This is a genomic window from Methanobrevibacter sp. (genome assembly GCF_045114555.1).
In the GTDB taxonomy this organism is placed as follows: domain Archaea; phylum Methanobacteriota; class Methanobacteria; order Methanobacteriales; family Methanobacteriaceae; genus Methanobrevibacter.
The window spans coordinates 106,761-121,180 of the sequence record NZ_JBGUKT010000016.1 but is presented as its reverse complement, the minus strand read 5'-3'; the positions used below and the strand labels follow the sequence as shown (position 1 = coordinate 121,180).

The following is a 14,420-nucleotide window of genomic DNA, read 5'->3' as shown; positions in this document are numbered from 1 at the left end:
CCTTGAAAACAACCTAACAATCAAAACTCCGAAAGGAACCAACATGACTGTAAACAGAACCATTACAGTAGAACCAATCGTTGACGTGGCAACCAATAAGACTAGCGACAGAGAGGAATACTTTGTAGATGACATTGCTATTTGGACCATAAATGTCTCAAATGCGGCAAACGGTACAAATGCAACAAATGTCGTACTCAAAGATGTATTCCCAAGTGAGTTTGTATTTATTGACTACACAGCAACAAAAGGAACATACGACTCAAAAACTGGTGAATGGAATATTGGATTTATGGAAAACGGAACTTCTGTAACATTAGTAATAAGATCTTATGCAAAAATCGTTACAAACTTGACTACTAACTATGTTAACGTCACTTGCAATGAAGATGACTGGAACTTATCCAATAATGTTGCAAACAAATCCGTTAAAGTAATAGATATCCCAGATGTAAACAAAACAGTGAATGATACAACTCCATTCTACAATGAGACTGTTGTATATAATTTAACCATTATCAATACTGGAGACATAAATTACACTAATAATATAAGTGTAATCGACAGTTTACCAAATGGTTTAGAGTTTATTGAAACTGTAAGTATAACTGGTGCTAAATTAATTAAAGAAGTCATCAATGGACAAAAAATCACTTGGACAATTACAGATATTGCTGCATTCTCAAGTGCGGTGATAAAAGTAAAAGTCAGAGCATTGGCCATTGGAGAATTAACTAACAATCTTACTATAGTTGCTCCTAACGGAACAAACAAAACTGTTAACTGTACAATTGACCCAATTCCACTGGCTGATTTAGCAGTTACAAAAACAAATGATCACTATCGTATAGATTGTCTTAACAGTACCACAGTTATCTGGACTATCAAAGTTGTAAATAACGGTCCTAATGATGCAATTAATGCAATTGCAAAAGACATATTGCCTAAAGGCATCATCTACATTTCCGATGATTCCAATGGAAAATACAATCCAATAACTGGAGTCTGGGAATTAGGAGATCTTGCAAATGGATCATCTAGAACAATCAATATTAAAACTAAAGTAAATGCTACTAACGTTATTATTGATAATGAAGTTGTTGTTTCATCAGAAACTTATGATCCAAATGAAAGCAATAATTATGACAACAGTTCTATAAAAGTTATAGCAATAGCTGATTTAATGCTTATTAAAGATGCTAATGTAACTAAGGTACATGTTGGAGATAAATTCTCATATATTATTACTGTTATAAACAACGGACCTGATACAGCAGTCAATGCTCGTGTATATGACCTCTTGCCTAAAGGATTAGAACTCCTTGGTTTCGAAGCATCCAAAGGTGACTTTGATCCTGCAGCAGGAATTTGGAGAATTGGAGATATGGAAAACGGTGAAGTGGTAACATTAATAATTAATGTAAAGGCTTTAGTAACTGGAAAAATCATTAACGAAGCATATGTTGAAAGTGATACTTTTGACAATGACACTTCAAATAATAAGGATTCCGCTACTGTAATCGTAATAAAAGAACATAAGCCACCGTATATAATACCTACCGGTAATCCATTGTTAATTGCTATATTGTCATTAATCGCAATCGTTGGTGTGACATTAAGAAGAAAAGTATAAAATTTTGTATTAAGGGAAAATTTAATTTTCCCTCTTTTATTTTTTTTACAAAATTAAAATTAAATCAATCCAAAAAAAAAGTTAAAAAAAACAAATAGCTAAACTAATTTTTAAAAAAGAACAATTAAAAAATTAAAAAAAAACTATTTTTACAAAACAATTTAAAAAAAAAAGCATTCACACTGTTTTTAAGTATGATTTTAAAATATTATTTTAAGCAATTTAAAACTATTTTTTCTCTTTATGAGCGGTTATGATTGTATAACTGGATGCATTTACAGTTATTATTATACCATCAACAGTTACATAATAATTTTTACCCTTTCTTTCAATAACTGCATTATCCTGTTTTATTTTATCTATGCAGTACTTTACAATGTCTTCAACATCTACATCGATGTTTCTTTTTATTCTATCCACGCCCATTTCAGTAGTGTGGACTTTATCAATATTATTCAATAACTCCATATGAATCCCCAAACAAAAAATTAATGATAAAATGTATTATGCTCCAATAAAAGTTAAATCAATTGTCCTATTTCTTCTTGGACCATCCAATTCTATAAAGAATATTGATTGCCAAGTTCCAAGATCTAATCTTCCATCAACTATAGGAATGGTTTCAGATGAACCAAGCAAGAATGCCCTAATGTGGGATGCAGCATTATTATCTATAAAATCATGCTTATAATTGTCCTTTTCCTTGACTATGTCTTTTAATGCTTTCTCAAAATCCAATAAAAGTCCTTTTTCATTTTCATTTACACGAATGGCACTTGTAGAATGCTTTGTAAATATGTTAACAATACCATTACTTATTTTATTTTCCTTACTTGTCTCATTCAAAATAGCTACAATATCCTTTGTAATGTCTATAATCTGAAAGTTATGACTTGAACTAATCTTTAATGATTTACTTATTACAACCATCAAATCACCATCATAAATATATTTGAATTTGGATTATAAAACTTTACTTATAATAGTGTTGAAAATACTTTTCATAAAATTTTTATAATACAGAAAATAAAGAATTACTTAAGCAAAAGATAAAAATATTTTGGTTTGATAATATCATAATCCAATTTTTAAAAGAGAGTGAATAAGATGTCATTTACAGCATATATGTTGGATGTAGTATCTGATACTATTTATCCTGCTAGAATTACAATAGAAGACGGTTTATTTAAAGAAGTGACCCCAATTACAGTTTCTGAAAAGGACCTTCCTAAGATGGATGTAAAAGGATTGGTGGTTCCAGGATTCATTGATTCACATATTCATATTGAAAGTAGTATGGTTACACCTGCACAATTTGCTAAAATTGCAGTTCGTCATGGTACCACAGGTGTTATTTGCGACCCTCATGAAATTGCCAATGTTTTGGGAATTGAAGGGGTTGAAGCAATGATTGAAAATGCGAAGCAAGTTCCTTTTAACTTTTTCTTCACTGCCCCATCCTGTGTACCTGCTACAGCATTTGAGACTTCAGGCGCTATTTTAGATTCATCTGATATAGAATATTTGCTTAAAAAAGATGAAATTGTAGCATTAGGAGAAATGATGAATTTCCCAGGTGTAATTAATGGCGATGAAGAGGTGCACAAGAAAATAGAATTGGCAAAAAAATATGGAAAGCCAATTGATGGTCACGCACCACTCGTTACTAGAGGAGATTTGGATAAATATCTTGCTGCAGGTATAAGTACAGACCACGAATGCAGTAATGTTATAGAAGCTCTTGAGAAAAAGATAAAAGGTATGAAAATTATGGTCCGTGATGGATCATCCGCTATGGATATGGAAGGCCTTTTTGATATAGAAGAAGCGGGTAAACAACTTGATTTCTCAGGACCTATGGGTCTTATGTTTAGAGACATATTTGAGAGAAAAATTTACTCTCCTTTATTCGATTTCATAGTTAGTGATGATAAGCATCCACAAGATTTAATTGATGGCCATTTAGATAAATCAGTTAGTAAAGCAGTGAATTTAGGAATTGATATTCTTAAAGCAGTAAATATGGTAACAATCAATCCAGGATATCATTATAATATAAATTGTGGAGCTATTGTGCCTGGTGCAAGCGCTGATTTTATAATTGTTGACAGTATCTACGACTGCAATATCCTAAAAACATATGTTCGTGGACAATGTGTATTCGATGGAGAGAATGTATTATTTGACGTTCCGGAAATCGAACCTAGAAATACAATCAATACCACTAAAAAGACTGCAAGTGACTTTGATATACATTATGATGGTGGTGACGAATGTGAAGTCAATGTAATAGAGTGCTTTGACGGTGACCTTTTAACTAAAAAAGCAACTGCAACATTACCTGTAAAAGATGGTGTAGTGCAACCAGACATTTATCAAGATGTCTTAAAAATTGCAGTTGTAGAACGTTATGGTGGAAACACCATTGCTAACGCATTCGTTAAAGGATTTGGACTTAAAAAAGGAGCAATCGCTTCATCTGTAGCTCATGACTCACATAACATAATCGTCATCGGTTATAATTCCCAAGAGATGGCTGATGCAGTAAATCAGGTCATTGACGATATGGGAGGTATTAGTGTTGTCAGTGAAGATTTCTCAGACTCATTGCCTCTTCCTATTGCTGGATTAATGTCTAATGAGGATGTGTATGTTGTAGCTGAAAAATTAGAAGTTTTACATAAAATGGCAGCAGCATTAGGATGTCAAATAGAAGCGCCATTCATGACAATGGCATTTATGGCATTGCTAGTTATTCCATCCATTAAAATTTCCGATAAAGGATTATTCGATGGGGATAATTTCGAATTTATGGATGTAATTATTAAATAAGGTTATTCCTTTTTTAATAATTCTTATTTTATTCTTTTTTTATTTCTTTTTTATTTCTTTTTTTAAATTTTATATAAACTTAAACTGTGAAAATTGGTTCTTTTTTAATCTTCTAACTTATTTTAACTTATCTCTAATTTCTAAAATCTTTTTTATGTGCTTGCAATGATTTTCTTTATCGCTTACTTTGACTCCACCAAATTTTAGGTTTTCCCTACGGTATTTGAAGTCTTCACAGTCACAGCTTACTGTATCCTCTAAAAGGTCAAAAGTGATAATGTAATGCTTATTGGAGGATTTGCTTTTTATGAAATAATCTTCCCATTCCTCATTTTTAGAAACTTTTTCAATTATCATAACTAATCATCAAACTTAATTATAAATTCATGATAAATAAAAGTTTTTGAAAATAATTAAATTATGTTAAAAAAGTAATAAAAAAAGTTTGTTAAAAATAGCTTATTAATTAAATTAAAAATAAAAAAAGTAAAAAAAATAAGTGAAAATAAAAAAAGAAAAAAGTTAATCTATATTATTCAATATCAATCTTGATCTTTTCATTTCTTTTTTGTTTTGCTTCCTTAATGTCATTTAACTTTTCTGTAAACTCTTTAGCATTCTGCAATTTCAATTCAATTTCAGAAAGCTCTTCCTTAAGAAGCATTTCATCTCTTTTTAATGAATTTATATAATCTTCACTGCCATTATTGTAATCTTCATAGATTTCCAAGATCTCTCTTGCAGAAAGAATGGATTCCTCTTTAAGGAATTTCTTGGTATGAGGTTTCACTCTAACACTTAAAGGCTGCAACCTTTCCTTTTCACCAGCTTTTCTTCCTGAAGCCTCTGTTTTGGAATCTTCGTAAGCATCCCAGAATTCAGTGTTTAGATCCTGCAATATCTTAACTCTATCCTTGAATATTTGTTCTAAATCCCAAATGTCAAACTCATCTGCATCATTGTAATCCTTAGCTTTGAATCCAGAGTTGTCAAATTCATAGTTATTGCTTTTTTGCTCATTATTTCCATCATTTTCAGGCATTTCTCTCCCCCAATTTAAATAAAAATCTTATAAAAATTTTCTAAATCAATAAAAATAATTCAGTAATGTATTACATGAATTACTTTTGTATACTATTAAATTGTCATACAAAATATATAAATGTATTCATTTTTAATTGAAATTGATAAAAAATATTACGAGAAATATGTGAAAAATATATGAAAAATATATGAAAAATACATGAGTTAATCAATGAAAGATAAAAATTTAATAAAATGAGATATATAACATATAATGAATTAAAAAAAATAAGTGAAATAATGAAGAAGATATACTTGCTTTTACCAATCATTGCGGGAATAATGTTTGGATCCACTGGAATATTTGTCAGAACATTAACTGAAAATGGAGTGGATTCAACCACATTGCTTTTTTTAAGATTTTCAATAGCTATTCTTTACATAGCTATAGCCATATTCCTCACTGATAAAAGCCTATTGAAGATTAATAAAGAGGATATTCCATTATTTGTACTGTGTGGACTATGCATACTTGGATTGAACTTATGTTACAATAGCTCCATCAATACTGTTCCATTATCTCTTGCAGCTATATTATTGAGCACTGCACCAGTTTTCGTACTGGTATTGGAATACTTCCTGTTTAAAGAGAAAATCACTTCAATTAAAGTATTATGCGTAATTCTTGTACTTATCGGCTGTACATTGGTTACTGGACTTCTTGAAGAAAATTCAATTGACATTTCATGGATAGGAATCATAGCAGGTATTGGGTCTGCTATTTTCTGGGCAATATACTCAGTTACATCAAGAAAATCAATTGATATGGGAAGGCATACATTTACAATACTATTATACTCATTGATTACAATCACAATAGTGACAATTCCATTTACCAATTTCACCCAAATTGCTAATTTCGTAAGCTTGAATCCAGTTCCAAACATATTATTCCTATTGTTGCATTCATTAGTCTCATTCGCATTGCCTTACATATTCATTACAATTTCATTAAATCATATGGACGCTGGAACCGCTGTTATATTATCATCTGGAGAGCCAATAGCAGCTCTTGCATTTGGAATGATAGTTTATATGGAAATGCCTACAGCACTTATGGTTTGTGGAGTGATCATTACAATAGCTGCATTGATACTCTTAAGCAGAAGCTCTGCAAATGAGGCTTGAAAAATAGTATAAAAATAGAAAAAAGAATGAATTTTTAAAAAATATTTGAAAATAAAAATAGCTAAAAAATTAAAGGTTAAACAGGATTAAACTTATACAAAGTCTAATTTACTGTTTAATTCCTTAAATCTGTTTCTAATGGTAACTTCAGTTACTCCAAGGGTTTTTGCAATCTCAGTTTGAGTTTTGCGCTCACCAAACAACATGGAAGTTCCATACAAAGTTGCAGCTGCAACACTTGCAGGATCTTTACCAGAGGTCAATCCCAAATCCTTTGCCTGATTGATGATTTCAATGGATTTAACTTCAACTTGAGAAGACAACCCTAATCTGCTAGCAAACCTTGGAATGTAATCATTTGGAGAGATAGGGGATAACTTAATACCTAATTCTCTTGCAAGGAACCTGTAATTTTTACTAATGGTCTTTTGATTTATTCCAGTGCCTTTCTCGATTTCATCTAAAGTACGTGGAACTTTACAGAGCCTGCATGAAATGTAAACAGTAGCAACCAAAAGTTTGCTAATGCTTCTTCCTCTGATTAAATCCTTATCCAATGCTTTTCTATAAATGGATGCAGATTCCCTTTTTACGCTGCTTGAAAGAGCTAATTTGGAAATTACCAAACCCAACTCAGTGAAAGCTCTGGATAAATTTCTATCACGAGTGCCCCCTACACGAGATTGATTGTGCAATCTTTTCAAACGTTTCCATTTGGCATAGTCTTTGATATTTCCTTTATTGATATCAAAAGTGGTAGACAATCCACCATCGTGAATAGTGATATCATTAGGTGCACCATTTTGACCTTTGAAATTACCTTCCTTATCTCTAGCGGTTCCTCTGAAGGTTGAATCGATAATGTTCTCTTCAAGAACCAAGCCACATTTTTTACAGGATTTTTCAGAACGGATGTTATCAATGAAAAATTCACTGGATCCACAAACTGGACATGTGACTACTTGAACTTCATTGCTTTCTAAGCGGGAAAATCTTCTACGTCTAGATTGATTCCTTAAGATAGATGAATATTCTTTTTCTCCAATTTCATTTTTAAAAATAGTTTTACTGCCGGATACACTGTTTTTAATAATAGATTCTTTTACGCTCATTTTTTACCTTTTAATACATACGAATTCAGATTACTACTCCATTATCAAAACTTAAGAATAAATGGGTGGGATATGGTTTTATTAATAAAGTGGGATAATAAAGTTGACAACTAAATAGTAATTAAATACTATTGCAATGAAAAATAGAACTAAAAAAGAAAGTGTCCTATAAAGTATGATTTTGATGATGTTTGATTTTATCTACAATTTCAATTAACTGGTTATTAATTGAAAGCTAAGCTTTTGGCATAAGCTAGCACGAATCCAAGTCGTGGTATAATGTATGTTTTGGGAACTTTGATAGCCCCATTAGTAATAGCAAGGTTACTGCAGTTACAATAACATAAATTAACCTTTGCAATAATTGTTATTTTTAGTGATATATGACAAATTAATCTATTCTGGCTAAATAAATTAATTTCTGGTGTTTTCAATAAAAATAAAAGATTTTAGAAAAAATTTTTCAATTTTTCTAAAAACTTATGATGGTTTTAATCAAATATTATAAACCTTTATGAAATTAATCAAACTTGCGAAATATACAAGTAGGACATAATATTATGATTCCGTTATATATAAAGGTTTGCATTAATAATCTTCTTTCAAGACTTTTAATTCTCCAGTTACAATGTCAATTATAAGACCGTGCACTGGAACATCTGGAATCAATGGATGATTTTTGATCTTGTCAACAACATCAAGCACATTTGCCTCTTCAGATTCAAATCCTCCAATCCATTCTGCCAAGTCATATTTTGCAATGTCTTCCTCTTTGATGCCTCTTGCAATCATTTTCTCTTTCAATGCATCTGCATCAGCACCAGCCATACCACATTCAGTGTGGCCTACGACCAATACCTCTTCAGCACCGAGATTGTATAATGCAGCACCAATGGATCTGATTGCATCTTCACCTACAATGGAGTTTCCTGCATTTCTGACTATTTTTGCATCTCCTCTTTTAAGTCCTAAAGCTGGTTCAAAGAAGTCAATCAATCTGCAATCCATACAAGTAAGGATAGCTAACTTCTTTTGTGCATGGTGAGACATTTCCTCTCCTTCAAAGTTTTCGACAAATTTCTTGTTATCTTCTAAAATACCATCCAATATAGTCATACAAACACCTCTAAATACCTTAAGACTAAAAAGATAATTTATTATTATAATTTATAATTATAGCCTTTATAATTGATTTTTAAAGTATAAAATTGATTAGATAATCATACAATTTTATATAATAATTTATGTTTTCTAAACTATATAAAATTATCTTAATCTGTTTTAAAAAATGGTATTTCGATTATTAATCGTTTAAAAATACTTAATTAAATTAAATAATGATTAAAAATAAAAAAGGAAAATTGTAAATAAAAAATAAAAAAATTAGAAATTAAAAATCAAAGAAAAAATAAAGAAATAATATCAAAATTAAACTTCAAAATAAAAAGCTTCTTCCCTAATATATTTCACATTCTTTACATATAAAACATCTTTAGGATATTTTACATTCCCTAATGTATGATTCTCTAGAATATCGCATGAAAATATTTCATAAAATATGACATCACAGGCAAAAATTGAGGGAATCTTATCTGAATCACTTTTATCCATCACTACCAATGCATCGTCTGAAACAAATACATATTTATTTCCTAATGATTCCATCCATTTTACAGTTTCATTATCGTAACCCTTGTAATAATCTGCAGTTTTAATATCCTCAAGAATCTTAGAAAGTTCAATAGGACCTTCAGATGAGACATTCAGTGTTGCATTATGAATTATTGCATTTGTTGCATCACTATCTCTTGGAGAAGTGCTTAAAAATGCTAATGCTCCAAACAGGATTAAGAAAACTATTGCTATGATAATTATATGGTTTTTCTTCAATAGACCACCCCCAAAAATAGATGATGTGAAAATTAATCATCATCTAAAAACGCTAATTTTATATTGTCAATTATCTCTGAAAACTTTTGACTGACTTCAGAATCTGCATAGCTATTTACCATAGTGCTGTCCTGATTTGCAGATTCCGGAACCTGTTCAGTTAAAGGCAAATTGCCTAAATAAACAACTCCCATATCGTTAGCAAATTTTTCCCCTTGAGACTCACCGAATATGTTGGTTTTTTCACCACAATGAGGGCATACATAATAAGACATATTCTCAATAAGTCCAATATCCTCAATGTTTAGCATTTTAACCATACCTACACATTTCAATACATCTTCCTGTGATAGGCTATTTGGCGTAGTCACCATAATGACTGCATCCACATTAGGCAATGCCTGAAGTACAGTCAATGGTTCATCTCCAGTTCCTGGAGGGTTATCGATAATTAAAACATCAAGGTCTCCCCATGCAGTGTCTGCCATGAACTGCTTGATTGATCCTGATTTTTGAGGGCCTCTCCAAATAATAGGAGTGTCTTGAGAATCAATCAGAAATCCCATTGACATGACCTTGATTCCATTTTTGCTCATTACTGGAATCATTTCCCCATGTTCAATCATGACATCCTTTCCTTCAACACCTAACATTTTAGGAATATTAGGTCCGTGAATGTCTGCATCAAGTATACCAGTTAATAATCCTTTTTTCTGGAAAGCTTCAGCTAAGTTAGCGGCTACTGTGGATTTACCTACTCCACCTTTTCCACTCATAACAGCTATTTTATATTTGATATTTTTCATATGTTCAAAGAGCCTTAATTCCTGTTCAATCATTTGCTTTTGTTGTTCAGGAGTCAAATTTGCAGCTCCATGATGTCCATGTCCATTATTTGCCATTTTACGCCTCGTATAAATTTCTTTAAACAGTATAATATATCATACTTAAATTATTTAAATATTATTTTTTCAATGAAAATTGGTTAAAGTATAGGGGATATGTAGATGAATGCGGACATTATGATATGAAAATAGTGTAACTACTAAAATAAATCAAAATAAGATTAATCAAATCAATTATAAAATTACAAGTATTAAAATTATCATACCTATAATTAATATAATTAAAGAAAAAAATTATTGAAAAATTTAGAAAAAATAGAAATACTGAAAATAGAAAAATTAAAAAAATAGAAAGAAATTAAAAATAAAAAAGAAAAGATTAAAGATCAGTCCCCATCCAACTTAGAAAGATAAATGGACATACTGACCATGAAGAGTAAATGAATTGGTATTCCAATTCTGAATATTACCTAACTTGTTTCTGCTGCTTGTTGCATCAGCAGAATACCAAACACCATCAACATAAATTTGTGCCCATACGTGACCAGTATTCAAACCGCTTGAGAACTTACAGTTCTTACCATGGGAATATCTAGCAGGTATGTCTGCAGCCCTACAAAGTGCTACAATCAAATTAGCATGATCACAACAGTTACCTCTCTTATTGCTTAAAGTACCTGTTGCCTTATACTTGGTGTTTGCATAATATTCATATTTCACATTATCTCTAACCCAATTGAATATTGCTTCAGCTTTAGCCCATACAGTAGATTTGCCTGCAGTTAAATCATTAGCCAATGAACGGATTGCTGAATTAAGTGCATCATTTCCAGAAGAGCTTAAATATTGAGCTAATTGAGCAGAAGTAAGTGCTTGTATCTCATTTAAACCTTCCTTATACTGGGAAGTATTTCCTCTTTTAGTGACATCTGAACCGGGTGTACCATCAACATCCTTTGCATTGAAAGTAATGTAATTTGGCAATCTATTATTATTTGAATAGAAATCTAAAGCTTTAGAAAGTCCAAATATGTATAAGTTAGGAGATATTTCCCCTATATTTGTATCAATAGAACTTGGAAGTTTTTCATCGGATACCGCTCCATTAATTAATGCATTTGCCAAATCTATATACTTTGTTTTATTCAAATCAGCATTAATTGAAGAGCTTCCATTATTAGTGTAATTAGAACTAATATTGATAACTTCTACATCAAGCTTTTTACCATTATTAATATTAATAACAGATTTAGACATCAAATAAGCAAAACTGGTTATGTTAACATTAATACCATTTACAGAAACTGTAGATGGGAGATATCCCTTAGATTCAACAAATGATCTCAAACTTTTAGATGCATCAACAATCTGATTAAATGTGAAAACCTTATCCGATTTAACATTTAAGTTTACAGAACCTGATGAAGCATCATAGACACTATCTCCTGCAAATGAATAAGTTAATTTAGCTGTTTTAGGGGAATTCTCTACAATGAAGAGACTTGCAGCACCATTAGCATCTGTAGTGTCAGTATAAGTCTTACTATCAAAATTAAATGTAATAAGTTTATTAGCTAAAATCTTTGAATTAGAATCCCTTAAAGTAACCACATAAGAACTGTTATTCATTATAGAACTTCCAGAATTCTTTATATTACTTGAAAGCTTTACTGCAATATTTTTAGTTCCAGAAGAGGACCTATTATAATAGGAAGTTCCAGCATATTTATAGGACAATTTATAGGTTTTGCCAGCTGCTAAATTAATATTTATACTAGCAACTCCCTTAGAACTGGTAGTTTTCTTATAATTTTTACCATCAATAGTAAATGTTACGGTTTGACCAGATAATGCCCTACCATTACCATCTTTTAAAGTTACTTTATAAGCGCTCCCTTTAATAATAGTTTTAGCAGTAGGTCCAGATAAACTGGTAGCCATCTTGGTTTTAAGGCTTACTGAACCAGAACTGGATCCATAATTACTATTTCCACCATATTTATAAGAAAGCTTATAGGTATAACCTATTGGAGAAGTTATCTTTAAACTAACTTGTCCTTTGGAATTAGTAGTTTTCTTATAAGTTTTTCCCCTATATGTAATTGACACTGTCTTTCCAGTTAAAACCTTGCCCTTATAATCATTTAAAGTAATATAATAATATTTTCCTTTACCAACTGAACTTCCTGAATTGGATAATTTAGTTGGAGTTTTAATGAATACATTTACTTTTTTAGAAGAAGCCCCATAATAGGAACTGCCTGCATAGTTATAAGTAATTTCATAAGTTTTCCCAGGAGTTGGGCTTAAAGTTAAGGTCACAACTCCTTTTGAACTTGTGGTTTTAGTATAAGTTTTGCCATTATAAAGTACTTTTACGGTTTTTTTAGATAGAACCTTATTGTTAGAATCTTTTAAAGTAACAGTATATTTACTTCCTTTCACTATACGTGCATTAGATCCAACAATTTTTGTAGGCATTTTAACCTTAAGGCTTATTGATCCGGAACTAGCGGCATAATAATCATCACCAGCAAACTTATAAGTTAATTTATAAGTCTTAGCTACTGTACCAGTAATTGTTAAACTAACTTTACCTTTTGAATCTGTAGTTTTAGTATAAGTCTTACCATTAAAGCTAAGAGTTACTTTTTTAGAGGATAACACTTTACCATTTTTGTCTTTTAAGACAACATAGTAAGTTTTTCCTTTAATTGCAGAACTACTTGCATTACTAATGCTTGTTGGAATCTTGCTAACAGTTACTTGAGTGGAAATAGATGAATTTTCATATAAGTCATCACCTTCAAAAATAACAGCAATGGCATATACACCCGCTTTTCCACTGATTTTTAGACTAGCCACACCATTATAATCTGTAGTTCTAGTGAAATTAGATCCATTAAATGTGAAAATTAAGTTTTTTCCAGATAAAGGATTCCCATCCTTATCTTTTAAAGTGACTGAATAATCTTCTCCATTAACCACTTTAGAACTAGAACTTGTAATAGTTGTAGAATTTTTAGTAGTTTCATCTGAACCATCATCTTCAGAATCAGAATTAGGGATTATATCAGAAGATTCTGTACTTGAATCATCAGAACCATCATCATTTCCAATTAATCCTGAATTATCATTTGTTGAATCAGTACTTTCAGAAGAAACAATCCCTTGATTATCTAAATCTTCACTAACTGATCCATCACTTTCTGCAAGATAATTCTGATTATCATTTATGTCACTCACATCACTTGCTGATACTGAAGCAATTGAAACAATGAACAATGCTAAAATCAACATAAGTAATGTTTTGTTTTTATTCGAAATTTTTTCACCTCAATACATTAAAAAAGATGAACTAACATAATAAGAAAAATAATGTTAATTATTATATTAAAAACAAATTTTTAATATATTTGTAAAAATAAAATTATTTTAGAACTTTTTTAACAAATTAAAAAATTCTTTTTTAATGTTATATAAAAATTTTTAATTAATATAATATAAATGTTTCTCTTAAAAAAAATTTAATCCAAAGTATATTATCAGTTTAAATCCAATATAACAATCTAAAAATAACTTAATTTTAAAATAAAATATATTTTATACCCATTTATAAAAAATAATGAAAAATACCAAATTAAATAAGAAAAAAATAATTATTATTGGATAAAATTAAAAACAATCTAATAATGCTTTATTAGATAAATAAAGAACTAAACATATGTATTTTATTAAAATATAACAAAATATTAACCAAATAAATGAAATATAAACAAAATTAAAAGAATTTAATCAAAAAAGCAATAAATAAAGCTTTTTAAATTAAAAAACACAAAAGTAAAATCCCATATTATATATTATATTAATATATAATTAAACAAAGATTTTTTAAAA

General features: G+C 30.1%; 12 protein-coding genes. 3 read left to right on the top strand and 9 right to left on the bottom strand.

Going from position 1 to position 14,420, the window contains the following annotated elements; translation table 11 throughout:
• On the top strand, positions 1-1,633 hold a 1,633-nt coding region (locus ACJMLB_RS03430), incomplete at its 5' end, for a DUF11 domain-containing protein (protein ID WP_405323690.1).
• 228 nt (positions 1,634-1,861) lie between these two features.
• Here the strand turns inward: ACJMLB_RS03430 and ACJMLB_RS03425 are convergent.
• Positions 1,862-2,101, bottom strand: coding sequence for a DUF3781 domain-containing protein (locus tag ACJMLB_RS03425; RefSeq protein WP_405323689.1), 240 nt, complete (start codon positions 2,099-2,101; stop codon positions 1,862-1,864).
• 36 nt (positions 2,102-2,137) lie between these two features.
• A complete protein-coding gene (locus tag ACJMLB_RS03420; protein WP_405323687.1) occupies positions 2,138-2,563 on the bottom strand; it encodes a secondary thiamine-phosphate synthase enzyme YjbQ in 426 nt (141 codons plus the stop codon).
• Positions 2,564-2,740: 177 nt separating this feature from the next.
• Between ACJMLB_RS03420 and ade the strand changes: the two genes are divergently transcribed.
• Entirely contained in the window at positions 2,741-4,465 is a 1,725-nt protein-coding gene (gene ade / locus ACJMLB_RS03415) for an adenine deaminase (RefSeq protein WP_405323686.1), read from the top strand.
• Positions 4,466-4,582: 117 nt separating this feature from the next.
• Here ade and ACJMLB_RS03410 read toward each other — a convergent pair whose 3' ends face one another.
• Positions 4,583-4,822: a hypothetical protein gene (locus tag ACJMLB_RS03410; protein ID WP_295606476.1), complete on the bottom strand. Its 240-nt coding sequence runs from the start codon at positions 4,820-4,822 to the stop codon at positions 4,583-4,585.
• Between the two features lie 175 nt (positions 4,823-4,997).
• A complete protein-coding gene (locus ACJMLB_RS03405) occupies positions 4,998-5,507 on the bottom strand; it encodes a hypothetical protein (protein ID WP_405323684.1) in 510 nt (169 codons plus the stop codon).
• A 281-nt stretch (positions 5,508-5,788) separates the two neighbouring features.
• Here ACJMLB_RS03405 and ACJMLB_RS03400 point away from each other — a divergent pair, with 281 nt between their 5' ends.
• Positions 5,789-6,676 carry a DMT family transporter gene (locus tag ACJMLB_RS03400; RefSeq protein WP_405323682.1) on the top strand — a complete coding sequence of 296 codons (888 nt, stop codon included), beginning with the start codon at positions 5,789-5,791 and terminating at the stop codon, positions 6,674-6,676.
• A gap of 92 nt (positions 6,677-6,768) precedes the next feature.
• On the opposite strand, the gene ACJMLB_RS03395 is transcribed toward ACJMLB_RS03400, so the two are convergent.
• From ACJMLB_RS03395 to ACJMLB_RS03375, 5 genes are all read right to left on the bottom strand, one after another.
• Positions 6,769-7,788 carry a transcription initiation factor IIB family protein gene (locus tag ACJMLB_RS03395; RefSeq protein ID WP_405323681.1) on the bottom strand — a complete coding sequence of 340 codons (1,020 nt, stop codon included), beginning with the start codon at positions 7,786-7,788 and terminating at the stop codon, positions 6,769-6,771.
• Positions 7,789-8,376: 588 nt separating this feature from the next.
• Positions 8,377-8,904 (bottom strand): carbonic anhydrase, encoded by a 528-nt coding sequence (locus ACJMLB_RS03390; RefSeq protein WP_295606456.1) that lies wholly within the window; start codon positions 8,902-8,904, stop codon positions 8,377-8,379.
• A gap of 312 nt (positions 8,905-9,216) precedes the next feature.
• Positions 9,217-9,678: a hypothetical protein gene (locus tag ACJMLB_RS03385; RefSeq protein ID WP_405323679.1), complete on the bottom strand. Its 462-nt coding sequence runs from the start codon at positions 9,676-9,678 to the stop codon at positions 9,217-9,219.
• Positions 9,679-9,710: 32 nt separating this feature from the next.
• Complete coding sequence (locus ACJMLB_RS03380; protein WP_405323677.1) at positions 9,711-10,580, bottom strand: Mrp/NBP35 family ATP-binding protein; 870 nt, start codon at positions 10,578-10,580, stop codon at positions 9,711-9,713.
• Positions 10,581-10,925: 345 nt separating this feature from the next.
• Positions 10,926-13,823 carry a transglutaminase domain-containing protein gene (locus tag ACJMLB_RS03375; RefSeq protein ID WP_405323675.1) on the bottom strand — a complete coding sequence of 966 codons (2,898 nt, stop codon included), beginning with the start codon at positions 13,821-13,823 and terminating at the stop codon, positions 10,926-10,928.
• Positions 13,824-14,420: the final 597 nt, after the last annotated feature.